Origin of the sequence: Paeniglutamicibacter gangotriensis Lz1y, assembly GCF_000348945.1 — a bacterium.
Lineage (GTDB): Bacteria > Actinomycetota > Actinomycetes > Actinomycetales > Micrococcaceae > Paeniglutamicibacter > Paeniglutamicibacter gangotriensis.
Map to the genome: position 1 here is coordinate 59,291 of NZ_AOCK01000004.1, position 13,067 is coordinate 72,357.

The window sequence follows — 13,067 nt, forward strand, 5'->3', positions numbered from 1 at the left end:
GTCCTACCGCCGCTGCCCCAAAGAGTAACTCACCCAAAATAACGTACCGGGGGGGCGTGCACAGTCATGGCTGTGCACGCCCCCCGGTACGATGCTTTGTTGGTCAGGATTTGTTGGAGAACTTCGCGATCGCTTTCTGGGTGCCACGGTCGGTGAGCACCTGGATCAACGCGGCCGTCACAGCGGAAAGCACGGCAAAACCAATGGCCTGGCGCATGCTGGCCTCGGCCTGCGCCTCCTTGTTTCCGCGCTTGGGAGGCTGCTGGCCGGTGAAACCGATCCACGCCTTGTCAACGATCTTTCCACCCACGAATCCTGCGGCGATGGAAATAACTGGGCCGATAAGTTTCATCAAGCTGTTCAAAGGGGACTCCCAAATGTTGCGGGCAACTGTACCTGCCCCAGCATAGCGTGAGGTAGCATCAGAGCACTGAAACAATCACGACAGGGGAGCGTCGGGCGAAGAAATTCGTCCCAAGACGCTGAGAGTGCGGATAGCCGCAGACCCTCGAACCTGCCCCGGCTAGTACCGGCGAAGGAAGTCGAGTTCTCAGGGGTGCAGCGAATTACTTGCATTCCCTCCCCTCCTTGAATCCAAGGAGGATCACCACCATGAGCATCACCAAGAAACCCGCCGTACCCAAAACGGCAACAACATCCTGGCGCATCGTCGACATCGTCATTGCGGCAGTCATCGCCGTGTCCTCGGGCGTCATCTTCTGGGCCTGGAACAGCGCCCACCACCTGTTTGACATCATGTTCCTGGCTTTCCCGCCATCTTCGGCGCTGCTGGCAGGGATGTGGCTGTTCCCCGCGGTGCTCGGCGCCCTGATTATCCGCAAACCGGGTGCAGCACTTTTCTGTGAGCTGGTCGCCGCCATGGTCTCCTCGCTCATGGGCTCGGAGTTCGGGTTGACGGTCCTGGCCTCCGGGCTCATCCAGGGACTTGGCGCCGAACTGGTCTTCGCCGCCTTCGCCTACCGCAAGTTCAACTTGCCGGTGGCACTGCTGGCCGGCGCCGGCGCCGGCCTCTTCGGTGGTATCAACGACGCCTACATCTTCCGTTGGTACCACGCCTACACCCCGGGCATGCTGCTTGCTTACGTTGTTTTCATGACCATCTCGGGCCTCGTCATTGCCGGGCTGCTGTCCTTTCTGGGGACCCGGGCACTGGCCAAGACTGGGGCCTTGGGCGCACTGGCCAGCCGCAGGGCAGCAACCGAACCCATCCTCAGATGATGGGCACAGGTAGCACCATGCCTGCGACCACCCAGGAACTAGGTGCGGTGTCCGGTGTCCCGGAAACACCGCACCGTCATGCCCAGGCCGTGGCCGTTAGCGCCAAGAACTGGGGGTGGCGGCACGCGGACCGCACCGACCCGGCATTGTGGGGACTGGACCTGGAGATCCGGGCCGGGGAGCGAGTGCTGCTGGCCGGGCCATCAGGCGCCGGGAAATCCACGCTGCTCTACGCGCTGGCCGGCGTTCTGGAAGAAGACGACGACACCTATTCGACGGGCGAGCTGCTGCTTGATTCCATCCCCGCATCCCGGGGCCGGGGCATGGTCGGACTCATGCAGCAAGACCCCGAAACCCAGGTCGTCCAGGCCAGGGTCGGCGACGATGTGGCCTTCGGGGCCGAAAACCTCTCGGTGCCCCCGGAACAGATCGCCGCACGCGTCATCGCGGCACTCGACGCCGTGGGTCTTCACATCCCGCTGGAACATCCAACCTCGGCACTCTCCGGCGGACAGAAACAACGCCTGGCGTTGGCCGGGATCCTGGCCATGGGCCCGGGACTGGTGCTGTTGGACGAACCCACCGCGAACCTCGATCCCGCCGGGGTGCTGGAAGTCCGCGACGCGGTGCTTGCCGCACTCGATGCCACGGGGGCGACCCTGTTGATCGTCGAACACCGGCTCGACGCCTGGGCCGAGCACGTGGACCGGGTCATCGTGCTGGAACCGGGCGGGGGAATTAGCTGCGAGGGAACCCCCGAGGAGCTCTTTGCTCCCGGACCGGTCCGCGAGCGGCTCATAGCCTCCGGTGTCTGGGTCCCTGGATACACCCCGGACCTCGGACCCCTTGCCTCGGCACCGGGCCCAGGGGCCACATTGTTGGAAGCGGACGGACTCTCCGTGGCCCGCACACGTGGTGGCGCCGCGGTGGCAACCGGCCTGGATCTGCGTATCGCCGCCGGCGAGGCCTGGTGCGTGCGCGGGGCCAACGGCTCAGGAAAATCCACGCTTGCCCTGACCCTGGGTGGGCTGCTGCCCCCGGTCGCCGGCACGGTGGCCGCGACGGGCGACCTGGCCTCCGGGTCTGAGAAACGTCCCTACCGCTGGCGTGCCGCCGAGCTGGTGGGACGCATCGGATCGGTATTCCAGGAACCCGAGCACCAATTCGTCACCAACACGGTCGCCGAGGAGCTCGCCTATGGGCCGAGGCACGCACTCGCCCCCGGCACCCGGGATCCGCTGTTCACCGAAGAACAGATCGACGCACGGGTTGCGATGCTGATGTCTCGGCTACGGTTGGGGCATTTGGCCGATGCCAATCCCTTCACCCTCTCGGGCGGGGAAAAGCGGCGGCTCTCGGTGGCGACGGTGCTGGCCGCCGAGCCACAGATACTGATCCTGGACGAACCCACCTTTGGCCAAGATGCCAACACCTGGCGGGAGCTGGCACTGCTGCTGCGCGAGGAACTGGCAGCTGGCACGGCGATCATCGCCGTAACCCACGACACCGACTTCGCCCGTGCTCTGGGGGCTGAGGAATTTGTGATGGAAACCCCGCCGGCGCATTCCGGAGCGCAGCCGCACAGAAACAGCCCCGGATTGTTGGAGGCCGATGTTCGTGGCGGGGCGAGTTTTCTGGGGCAGGTGAACCCGTTGGCCAAGCTCGCGGCCGTGGCGCTGGCCACGATCCCGTTGGTGGCCTCGATGGATTGGGTCAGCAGCACCCTGGTGGTACTGGTGACCCTGCTGGCGTTGCCCCTAGCAGGACTCACGATCCCGCGCTTTATGGCCCGGGCCTGGCCGTTGCTGTTGGCAGCACTCTTTGGCGCCTGGGGCACCGCATTGGTTGGCATCGACTCCGGGGCGGTGCTGTTGGATCTGGGAATCTTCACTATCACCCAGGGCTCCGTTGCAGCGGGCGCGGCCACCGGGATGAGAGCCTTCGCTGTGGCAATCCCCGCGGTGCTGGTGCTGTTCACCACCGATCCCACCGATCTGGCCAACGCGCTGGCCCAGAAGGCGCGTCTTCCGCACCGCTTTGTGCTCGGAGCGCTGGCCGGCATGCGGCTCTTGGGCCTGCTGATCGAGGAATGGGCCACCTTGGGGATGGCACGCCGAGCTCGGGGCGTGGGCAGTCACGGAAGTGCCGCGGCACGGCTGCGCGCGAACCTGGGGCAGATCTTGGGCTTGCTGGTTCAGGCGATCCGCCGTGCCTCCCGGCTCGCGGTGACCATGGAAGCCAAAGGATTCGGGACCACGGAAAGGACCTGGTTGCGGGCCTCGGTCTATGGCCGACGGGATCTTGTTGTGGTTGGTGCGGGGCTGCTCTTGGGCACCGCCGCCACGTGGGCGGCAGTTGCCCTGGGCACTTGGAACCTGGTCTGGGGATAGCGGACAGGCGGAGAACATCTCGCAGCATCAAGAAGCTGTGAAATGTTCTCCGTTGCCCGGCAGTCCGTCGCGCACGGTCTGCTCCGCACCGATCGATATGTCGGCAAAGGCCATCGGGATTCCCTGCGCGGTCCAGAGGGAGGGGCCATCCATCAATTGGGCGTGCACATGCGGTTCGGAACTGTTGCCGGTGTTCCCGCAGGCGGCAAGGACCTCTCCGGCTTCCACGGTGTCCCCGCGACGCACTAACGCGGAGCCTTGTTTCAGGTGGGCGAGCAGTGCATAGTGTCCTTGCTCGGTGCGGACGATGATGTGGTTTCCCACCACGAAGCGCGGCCCGCACAGTTCGCGCAGGGCACCCTCGGCCATCAGGTACACCAGGGCCCATTTGTTGGACCGTGCCCGGTGATCACGCTGAGAATCCGAGGCCTTCACCACGGTCCCTGCCACCATGGAACGCAACGGCTGCCCGAAGGCCGGGTAATCCGAGCAGCGCCGCATCGCTGGGCCACCGCCAAAGGCCGGCCGCGGGATCTCAATCGGTTCGTGGACCAGATCGATGGCGTGCGCTTGGCCGTAGACGCGCACCCCGTGGCTGGGGACCTTGTCCACCGGGCTGTTCATGCCCAGCCAACGCCCTGCCACCGGAGAAACGACAATGATTGGTTCCGGCGGAGGGCCCAGCAACCGTGCGCCGAAAAGCGCCAGCAGGTATCCGGCGACCATGCCTGCCAGCCCCGCCGGCGGGAGGCGGCCCACTGCCCAGGCCAGTTGGCCGTCGGATAGGAGCCGACCCAGCACAGTGCCGGCAAAGATCGCGATGATGGACACAGCAAAGAGCGGTACGCGCAGCCGGTACAGCGCCAAGATGATCGCCCTCATGTTTCGACCGCCGTCAGGCAGACCAGCAGCGGAACGATGCGCGCGGCGGGGACTTCGTAGCTGCCGCGCGCCCCCTGCTTGAGCCAACCACCGGACAGCAGCTGGCGCAGGTGGTGGTGCAACTGGCCGGTGGTGCCCAAGGTTTCCAGGGCGGCGAGTTCGGCGGTGCTGTGGGTTCCGCACAGCACGTGGCGGAGCAGCTCAAGACGGATCGGGTGGCCCAACGCGGCTAAGGATGCGGCCCGGTCCGACCAATCGGTGTCGAACATCTCTGCTGAACCTGCGGCCTGTTGCCACTGGACCGGAGCTCCGGAAGGCAGGGCCACCGATCCGACCAGCATGACGGCGCCGTCCGCAGTGGCAGGGTGTGTGGCCAGCCGTGCGCGCAACCCCTCCAGGGCCCAAAACGCGTCACTGGAGTGCGGATTATCCTGCTGAATTCGTTCGCCAGTGCCGGGGGAGAAACGTTCCTCGAGGGCGGTGAGCCGTTCGGATAGTTGCCGGACGGCCTGGTGAAGGTCGCTTGGTTGCTCGGTTCCGCTCATGGGACCACAGTACGGTACAACGTTTTTACGTTCAAACATGACCGTTGGATCGGAATTATTTGCTCAACGGGCGCGGATGCCGTGGCCCGTCAGTCCCCGAAACCCAGGGTGGCAATGGCCGGCAAGGATCCGCCGGCAAGGTGCTGCAACACGTAGCGCTCATGCTCTGGCATGGGATCGGGCAACTGATCCACGTCGAACCACTGCATCGCCGCGCACTTGTCCGGCTCCATGATCCGGACTTCGCCCGACCAGCGGGTCGCGGCAAAGAAGAAGTCCACGCGCTGGGACTTCGCCTGATCCCCACCATTGGTGCGGTGCAAGGTGGTCAGGGGGAGCAGGTCCAGTGGGTCGAGGTGGAGCCCGGTCTCCTCGGCGGCCTCGCGCACCGCAGCGGCGAGCACGGATTCGCCGGCTTCCACATGCCCGGCGGCGGCGCAGGCCCAATGTCCCTCCATGAATCCGGTGTTCTGCCGCAATTGCAGCAGCACCTGACCTTCACGGCGAAAGACCACATAGGCGGCCGGTACCAGTTGAAAGAGTGCTTGCATGCTGCCGCCTCGCTTCCTTATGACCACGGGTATCCTGCCGCCCCCAGGAGCGGCTGAGTCATTGCTGTTAGGCGATCGCGTCGACCATGGCGGTCAGCTCGGCGTGTAGCTGGGCATCGCGGGCGATCTGAGTGCCATCAACCGAATTGACCGGAGTCAGCAGCCGCACGCTGGAAACCAGCCACAGCGCGTCGGCGTCCAGCAGGTGTTCGGGTGTCAGCGGACCGTAGCCCAGTTCCCATCCGGCGGCCTTGGCGGCGGTGAAAATAGCGCCCTGGGTGGTGCCAGGCAGGATGCCGGTCTCCAAGGTCGGGGTGATCAGGCGCTTGATGTCCCGGTCGCGGTGGGCCAACAACACCGTGGAGGTGGGGCCCTCCAACACGATTCCGTCGCTGGACACGAAGATGACATCATCTGCGCCCTGCTTCTTGGCATGGCGCAACGCCGCCATGTTTACCGCGTAGGACAGCGTCTTGGCTCCCATCAGCAGCCACGGTGCCCGCTCGGCGATGCCCGAGTCGTAGCCGCGGTCCAGCAGCAACACCGAGATCCCGGTTTCGCGCTGCGCCCGGCCCAGCGCGGGCGCCGGGGACACGGTGACCCAGCAGGTGCCAATACTTGTTCCCTCAGTTCCGCGGGTTGCCACCAGCTTCACCACGGCTTCCTCGGCCCCGCCGGCGGCATCGAATTGGGCCACTGCCGTGTCAATCGCCGCCCGCCAGGCTTCTTCGTGGGGCACCGTCAAATCGCAGACCGAGGCCGAGACGCGCAGCCGGGCCAGATGAGCGTCGAGTTTTCTCACGACCTGGCGGGTGTACAGCGCGGATTCGAAGATCCCGTCACCGCGGGTCACTCCCTGGTCCAGGACCGAAAGCTGTGCTGTGGCGGCATCTGAGATGCGGCCGGCGGGAAAATCCGGGTCAAGAAACACGAGAGCAGTCATAGCTACCAGATTACCGGAGCATCACATTTCGCCGGTGTTTCCCACCCTGACGGTACTCTGGGGGAAGGAGTAGGCAAACGGACTCTGGCAAGGAGGGATCCATGGATGAGGGCAACACGGCACTGACCATCGGTGCCGCCTTGTGGTCCGTTGCCGTGGGCATGGAACTCACCATCCGCATCACTATGGTGGGGATCGTCCCGGGCAACCGCCGCCCGACCACCGCCATGGCTTGGCTGCTGGCGATCTTCTTCCTGCCCGTGGTGGGCCTGCTGCTCTATCTACTGTTTGCCAACATCAAGCTATCGCGCCGCAGGATCGAACGGCAGAGCAATGTCAACGCATCGATCCTTGAAGCCACCCAGCACCTCAGCGGGGAGAAATGGGCCCCCGATGCCCCGGATTGGGTGCTCTCGGCCGTGGAATTGAACAGGAGCTTAGGCGCCCTGCCGCTGCAGGCCGGCAACGCGGTGGAATTCATCACCGGCTACAGCGAGTCCCTCGATGAAATGCGCTGGGAAATCGACAGGGCCCGACACTACGTTCACGTGCAGTTCTACATCATTGGTGAGGACGAAGAATACGTCGGCCCGATCCTCGAGGCCCTGGAACGTGCGGTCCAGCGCGGGGTCAAGGTCCGGGTGCTCTTTGACCATCTGGGTTCACTGCGGGTGCGAGGATATTTCGGGCTGGTGCGGCGGATGAGCGACGCCGGAATCAAATGGCGGCGGATGCTCCCGCTGGCCCCATTCCAACGTCGCTGGCGGCGCCCGGATCTACGCAACCACCGCAAGATCGTGGTCGTCGACGGGCAGGTGGCGTTCACCGGTTCGCAGAACCTCATTGAACCCGGATACAAGCGCGCCTCCGCCCACAAGATCGGCAGGGAATGGGTCGAGCTGATGGTCAAGATCCACGGCCCGTTGGTCACCAGCCTGGACGTGGTTTTTGCTACCGACTGGTCCCAGGAATCCGATGGAGACCTGCTCCACGACCTGGCCGTGGTCGAAGAGGCGATGAACGAGGCACCCGATGTCGGTGAGGATATCGGGCAGGTGGTGCCCAGCGGGCCCGGCTTCGAAGCGGAAAACAACCTGCGGCTGTTCAACACACTGATGTATTCGGCGACCGAACGACTCTCCATCACCAGCCCCTATTTCGTCCCGGATGATTCGTTGCTTTACGCCATCACCACCGCAGCCCAGCGCGGGGTGGCCGTGGAGCTGTTCGTCTGTGAAAAGGGCGACCAGGCCCTGGTGCAGCACGCTCAGCAGTCCTATTACGAGGCGCTGCTGCGCGCCGGGGTACGCATCTACCGCTACAAGGCGCCGGCGGTGCTGCACTCCAAATGCATGGTGGTGGACGACGAGGTGGTGGTGATGGGTTCCTCCAACATGGACATGCGCTCGTTTTCGCTGAACCTGGAGATCACCCTGATGCTGTTGGGCTCGGACCTGGTTAACGAGCTAATGAAGGTACAGGACGGTTACCGGGCGAACTCCACCGAGCTGACCCTGGAACAGTGGAGCACCCGCACCCCGGTGAGCCGGTGGATCGACAACGTCGCACGGCTCTCGGCGACGCTGCAATAACACCGCGGACAGTCCTACCGCCTCTGCCGCATCACCGGGCCCGCTGCCCCTTGGTCGGCAGCACCGAACCGAAGGCACGCCTGGCCACGAACGCATTGAGCCCCCGCAGATTCATCCGCTGCAACGCCCCGCGCCGCAGCAGCAGCGAGGTGCGGTTCGGCGGGACGAAGAACCGCGCGTTCCGCCGACCTGCGGCTTGCTGCTCCTCGACGACCGGGCGCCATGCCGCCTCATAGTCGGCGAAGGCCGTGGAGAGGTCGTTACCTCGTTCGCGCAGCGTCCGGGTGAGCAACTCGGCCCCTGCCACTGCGAGCGAGGCGCCCTGGCCGGCCAGCGGAGAAACAGCATAGGCAGCGTCTCCCAGCAGGATGCTGCGCCCGTGGTGCCAGAGGCCCACCACCGATTGGGCCACGAAATCCTCGTACATATCCGCCGGGCGCCGTTCCAGGGCCTGGTCGACGAGCGGGCCAAGGCCGCGGAATCGGGCGAACAGGTCCTCGCGCATGGCCGTGTCGGGGTCGGGATCATCGCAGGCGACGATGCCGAAGAAGGTCACCCGCCCATCGGGCAGGGCATAGAGCCCTGCCTGCCGGGTGAGGGAATCGGTGAGCAGCACCTCGGCTCCGAGCCGTGCGGCCAGGGCCGCATCGGAAAACACGTAGCCAAAGACGTGGAAGCCCAGATGGCGCAGGAATCGGTCCGGGCCGGTTCCCTGCCGGCCGCCGGCTGAAACCGGCAGGCAGGAACGAACTGTCGAATGGATCCCGTCGGCACCGATGAGCAACTCGGCACCAAACTCGCGCCCATCCTGCAGTGTGACACGGGCAGGAGCACCGGAATCCGGGTAGCGGCCGGGGTCCAGGGACACCACCTTGGCGCCCTGCACGATGTCCGTCGAGTGACCGACCCATTCACGCAGGCCGCGTTCGATGTCGGGACGCAGGATGGAAAAGAACTTGCCACCGGCGGCATTCAGGAACGAGTCCATCGACAGTTGCGCCCGGGTTCGCCCGGCCGCATCGACATAGCGGGCCCGCGTATAAAACTGGCCGTATTCCCGCAGGTTGCTCAGGGCGCCCAGGGACTGGGCCGCGGTGAAACCGGGGCCGAAGAAGTCGATCATGTACCCGGCAGTGCGCGGACCCGGCGCCTGCTCCAACACCGTGGTCTCCCAGCCGTCGCGCGCCAGCGCCCCGGCAGGGGCCAGCCCGGCGATCCCCGCGCCGATGATCAACGCCCGCATCTGTCTCACTCGATTCCCGTCACCCCGGGCAGACGGTGCCTAGCCCCCGGAGTTGCCACGATAACGCTGCAGGCGCTCGCGGGTCGAGGCAGCCATGGCCAGGGGGCGCTCGGAGGGATTCGGTACTCCGCCAGCCACCGTGGCGCGTTCTCCGTCCCCGAAAAACCCACAGGTGTACGGTGAAGGCAGTCACATCACAGCCGCTTCTCAAGACCAGCGCTTCGGTGAGCGGAGAACCGAAAGGGAGCACGCCATATGCGAAGCAGCCATCGAGGGCTCAAACAAATCACGACAACCTTGGCCGGTGCCCTCCTGCTGCTGGGCGTGAGCGCCTGCGGCGGAACAGGGGAAACGCTCGAGGGGCTGGAAGCACCCGAAATCCTGGAACGCGTCCAAGCGGACATGAGCGCGGTAAGTTCGTTGCGTGTGTCAGGTGAAGTGAAGAGCGATGGCACCACCCGGTCCCTAGATCTGTCCCTTGATACGGACAACAACTACGTGGGCGACTATTCCCTCGGCGGGGCCACCTCCGAGGTCCTAGTCGTCGATGACCGACTCTTGGTCAGGGGAGGGGTTCTGGGCCGAAACCGGACTGGTGGCCGATGAACAGATGGCGGAGGCCTTTGCCGGCCAATGGGTGGGAATGCCCGGTGGACCTCAGCCGGGCAACGAGCTCGCCGGCAAGGGTGGGATTTGCGACCTGGAATCCTTCATGGCGGCACTACCAGGAGCCCCCGAGCCAGGGGATGACTTCGGCGGCATGTGCACCATGGAATCGCTCCTGGCCGGAATCGGCACGGTGGACAAAAATGCTGTGACCAAGGGCGAAACCGCCGAGATCGATGGCGTGCCGGCCCTGGAGCTCATCATCGACGGCGAGCAAGGTGAGACCCGGATGTGGGTTTCCAGCGGAGCGGATAACCACATCCAGAAGCTGGTGCACGAGGGCGCCGAACCCGATGGATTCAGCGTGGGGGACTACAACGAACCGGTGGATGCCACGCTTCCGAACGAAGACGAGATCCTGGACCTCTCCGGCACGGGGAGCTAAGCCGTCCCTCTGAGTCGCCCGGCGGACGACATCGTGTCCTTCATCCTTGGGCGTTCTTGGAAAAATTGTTCAGCCCAGAGTGCAGAGCGCTCAACTGTCCGGGAATGTACTACCCAGGGCGGAGAGCACGCCGAAGGCCTTGGTGCGGACCTCGTCCCATTCCTCCTGCGGATCCGAATCTGCGGTGATCGCCCCGCCCACCCCCAGGGACAGGTCCCAGCTCCCGGCATCGGCGGCCCGCGTCATCACCAGCGTACGGATCACCACCGAAAGGTCAGCGGAACCGGTGGCGGAGAAATACCCCACGGCCCCGGAGTACATCCCGCGCGGGACCCCGTCCTCGAGGTTGTCGAGGATTTCCATAGTTGAGACCTTCGGGGCCCCGGTCATCGAACCAGCGGGGAACGCGGCGGCCACCGCCTCGGCACGCGGGGCACCGGGGCGCAACAACGCATCGATGGTGGAGACCATCTGGTGCACGCTGGCGTAACTCTCAATCTCACAAAGCCGCGGCACCGACAGGCTTCCGGGCACCGCGAAGTGCGAGAGGTCGTTGCGCAGCAGGTCCACGATCATGATGTTCTCCGCCCGGTCCTTGGGGGAGGAGGCCAGCTCGCGGTGCAACTGGGCATCGGCCTGTGTGGTGTGCCCGCGCGGCCGGGTGCCCTTGATGGGCTCTGCGCGCATCCACCCATCGGCACCGATGGCTAGGAACCGTTCCGGGGAGGTGCTGGCCGCTGCCGCGTTGCCAAAGCGCAGGTAGTGGGCAAACGGTGCAGGGTTCGCCGCACGCAGGCGCAGGTAGTTCTCCCACGGGTCGCACACCACCGAGGCGCAGGACAAAGCGGTGGTCAGACAGGCCTCGTAGCTGTTGCCCCGGCGGATCTGTTCCTGTGCGGCGGTGACCTTGGCCAGGTAGTTAGCCGCTTCGTCACGCACGGTGAAAGCGGGGGCCGGGTCCAAGGGGCCCGGCACAAGATCCGCACCCAGGGTGCCCTCCAGTAATGCCCCGACCCGTGCTTGGAATCCGGTGCCGTCCGTGGATCCAGCATCGAGTAGGTGCACGGTGGAAGTGTGGTGGTCGATGATGATCACCCGGGTCGGGCGGATCAATACCGCGTCGGCAAGACTCCCGGGGTCAAGGGCCGCTGCCGCGTTGTTGCTGCCGCCGGTTTCCCGTTTGAGCTCGTACCCTAGGTAGCCCAGCCACCCCGGGGCAAAGGGCAGTAGGGGATCGGTGCTGGAGGGGCTCGGGACTTCCCAGGCGCGGGAGAGCCATTCGAAGAAGCCTCCGGTGATCCTTGCGGTGGCGGTGCCCTCGCGCAGGAATCCGGTTCCGCCGCGCTGCTCATAGGTGGCGCACGCATCGGAATCGGCGGCGGCCATCAGGGAGTAGCGGTTGCGTTGCCGGGGGTCGGTGAAAGAAAGATTGCTGGATTCGAGCAGTACCGCGTGCTCCGCTGTCCCGTGCAGGGCGTTGAACAGTGCCGCGGCATCGGGGGCTGCATGAAACACGTGGTGTTCCGGTGCCCGCGCGGCCACCTGGGCACGTTCGGGAGCGAGCACCCCATGGCAGATCTGGAGCGCGGCCAGCGCACGGAGCAGATGTTCGGGTGCCGAGCCATCGGCACGGTTGTGTACGGTGATATCTGCGTGCTGCGGGACGGCATCCCGCTTCAAATAGGTCTCTTCTTGGGCCGCCCAGCGATCCCAATGCGCGGAAAAGACTTCACCATCGCGCTCCAGCGCGCGTTCCTTGCGCACCGGGTCGGGGACTTGGACCCAGATCAGTGCATCGAGCAGTCCGCGTGCTGCGGCGCAGCCGGCTCCGACGCCCTCGATGATGATCACCGGTGCGGTTTCCATCGTTGTTCGGTCCCCGGTGGTGCCAGCGGCCCAATCCCAGGTATCCCAGGATGCGGCGCGGCCGGCGGCCAAGGGTTCCAGGACTTCTGTGACATAGGCGGCGGTGCCCGCGGCCAACCCATCCCAACCGGGGTAGATGTCCTCGAGGTGGAAAAGTGCTACCTCACGATGACGGCGCAGTAAGGTGGCCAGCTCCGCGGCCAGGGTGCTCTTCCCCGCACCGGATCTTCCATCGATGCCAAGGACTAGAACGGGGCTAGTTGCCACGTTGAGGCATGGTGTGGGCACGTACGTAGTCAAGTACTCCGGGGATGGCGGCATGGACCATTTGCCAGCACAGACGGAAATCCGCCGAATCGCCGAACCACGGATCATAGATGCCTTGGTCTGCCGGTGCGGGTGCCGAGGCGGCCAAGACGGTGTCGAAGGAGCGCATCATGCGCAGTGCCGGACGCGGTGCCGACTCATCGGTGGGCAGCATGGCGCTCAACGCCGCATGGTGGTCAAGATCCATGGCCAGCAGCAGGTCCAGGCCTTCCAAGGCCTCCGGTTCCAGAGCTCGTGCCACGTGGTCCTCGGCGTTGATGCCGTGGGACTGCAAGATGGCCGCGGCACGGGGGTCGATCGGCTGTCCGGCCTCGCCGTCGCTGATGCCGGTGGACTCGATCGAGACGTCGGTGATCCCGGCATCCTTGAGCGCCGTGCGAATCATGAACTCGGCCATGGGGGAACGGCAGATATTGCCCGTGCTCACTGTCATTATCC

At 65.2% G+C, this 13,067-nt stretch carries 13 protein-coding genes and 1 riboswitch; of the genes, 5 read left to right on the forward strand and 8 right to left on the reverse strand.

Going from position 1 to position 13,067, the window contains the following annotated elements; translation table 11 throughout:
• Positions 1 to 103 precede the first annotated feature (103 nt).
• Positions 104 to 352: a DUF4235 domain-containing protein gene (locus ADIAG_RS07665; protein ID WP_007270772.1), complete on the reverse strand. Its 249-nt coding sequence runs from the start codon at positions 350 to 352 to the stop codon at positions 104 to 106.
• A gap of 84 nt (positions 353 to 436) precedes the next feature.
• A riboswitch (TPP riboswitch) is annotated at positions 437 to 558 on the forward strand.
• Between the two features lie 54 nt (positions 559 to 612).
• Here ADIAG_RS07665 and ADIAG_RS07670 point away from each other — a divergent pair.
• Both ADIAG_RS07670 and ADIAG_RS22500 read left to right on the forward strand, forming a co-directional pair.
• Complete coding sequence (locus ADIAG_RS07670; protein WP_007270773.1) at positions 613 to 1,239, forward strand: ECF transporter S component; 627 nt, start codon at positions 613 to 615, stop codon at positions 1,237 to 1,239.
• Positions 1,240 to 1,256: 17 nt separating this feature from the next.
• Positions 1,257 to 3,629, forward strand: a complete 2,373-nt coding sequence (locus tag ADIAG_RS22500; protein WP_007270774.1) for an ATP-binding cassette domain-containing protein — start codon at positions 1,257 to 1,259, stop codon at positions 3,627 to 3,629.
• 27 nt (positions 3,630 to 3,656) lie between these two features.
• On the opposite strand, the gene ADIAG_RS07680 is transcribed toward ADIAG_RS22500, so the two are convergent.
• The 4 genes from ADIAG_RS07680 to ADIAG_RS07695 all read right to left on the reverse strand — a co-directional run bounded on the left by ADIAG_RS07680 (position 3,657) and on the right by ADIAG_RS07695 (position 6,550).
• Positions 3,657 to 4,511 carry a M23 family metallopeptidase gene (locus tag ADIAG_RS07680; RefSeq protein ID WP_007270775.1) on the reverse strand — a complete coding sequence of 285 codons (855 nt, stop codon included), beginning with the start codon at positions 4,509 to 4,511 and terminating at the stop codon, positions 3,657 to 3,659.
• Complete coding sequence (locus ADIAG_RS07685; protein WP_043474073.1) at positions 4,508 to 5,056, reverse strand: ArsR/SmtB family transcription factor; 549 nt, start codon at positions 5,054 to 5,056, stop codon at positions 4,508 to 4,510. Before ADIAG_RS07685 ends, ADIAG_RS07680 begins: the two co-directional genes overlap by 4 nt.
• A gap of 89 nt (positions 5,057 to 5,145) precedes the next feature.
• Complete coding sequence (locus tag ADIAG_RS07690) at positions 5,146 to 5,607, reverse strand: NUDIX domain-containing protein (protein WP_007270777.1); 462 nt, start codon at positions 5,605 to 5,607, stop codon at positions 5,146 to 5,148.
• A gap of 67 nt (positions 5,608 to 5,674) precedes the next feature.
• Positions 5,675 to 6,550 (reverse strand): aminodeoxychorismate lyase, encoded by an 876-nt coding sequence (locus ADIAG_RS07695; RefSeq protein ID WP_007270778.1) that lies wholly within the window; start codon positions 6,548 to 6,550, stop codon positions 5,675 to 5,677.
• Positions 6,551 to 6,651: 101 nt separating this feature from the next.
• Here ADIAG_RS07695 and cls point away from each other — a divergent pair, with 101 nt between their 5' ends.
• Positions 6,652 to 8,142 (forward strand): cardiolipin synthase, encoded by a 1,491-nt coding sequence (gene cls, locus ADIAG_RS07700; protein ID WP_007270779.1) that lies wholly within the window; start codon positions 6,652 to 6,654, stop codon positions 8,140 to 8,142.
• A gap of 31 nt (positions 8,143 to 8,173) precedes the next feature.
• On the opposite strand, the gene ADIAG_RS07705 is transcribed toward cls, so the two are convergent.
• Positions 8,174 to 9,385, reverse strand: coding sequence for an FAD-dependent monooxygenase (locus tag ADIAG_RS07705; RefSeq protein WP_007270780.1), 1,212 nt, complete (start codon positions 9,383 to 9,385; stop codon positions 8,174 to 8,176).
• A 255-nt stretch (positions 9,386 to 9,640) separates the two neighbouring features.
• Here ADIAG_RS07705 and ADIAG_RS07710 point away from each other — a divergent pair, with 255 nt between their 5' ends.
• A complete protein-coding gene (locus tag ADIAG_RS07710) occupies positions 9,641 to 9,991 on the forward strand; it encodes a hypothetical protein (protein ID WP_007270781.1) in 351 nt (116 codons plus the stop codon).
• Positions 9,933 to 10,436 (forward strand): hypothetical protein, encoded by a 504-nt coding sequence (locus ADIAG_RS20090; protein WP_007270782.1) that lies wholly within the window; start codon positions 9,933 to 9,935, stop codon positions 10,434 to 10,436. Before ADIAG_RS07710 ends, ADIAG_RS20090 begins: the two co-directional genes overlap by 59 nt.
• A gap of 90 nt (positions 10,437 to 10,526) precedes the next feature.
• Here ADIAG_RS20090 and ADIAG_RS07720 read toward each other — a convergent pair whose 3' ends face one another.
• Positions 10,527 to 12,623 (reverse strand): chorismate-binding protein, encoded by a 2,097-nt coding sequence (locus ADIAG_RS07720; RefSeq protein WP_152426092.1) that lies wholly within the window; start codon positions 12,621 to 12,623, stop codon positions 10,527 to 10,529.
• Complete coding sequence (locus ADIAG_RS07725; protein ID WP_235045858.1) at positions 12,559 to 13,062, reverse strand: arsenate reductase/protein-tyrosine-phosphatase family protein; 504 nt, start codon at positions 13,060 to 13,062, stop codon at positions 12,559 to 12,561. Before ADIAG_RS07725 ends, ADIAG_RS07720 begins: the two co-directional genes overlap by 65 nt.
• Positions 13,063 to 13,067: the final 5 nt, after the last annotated feature.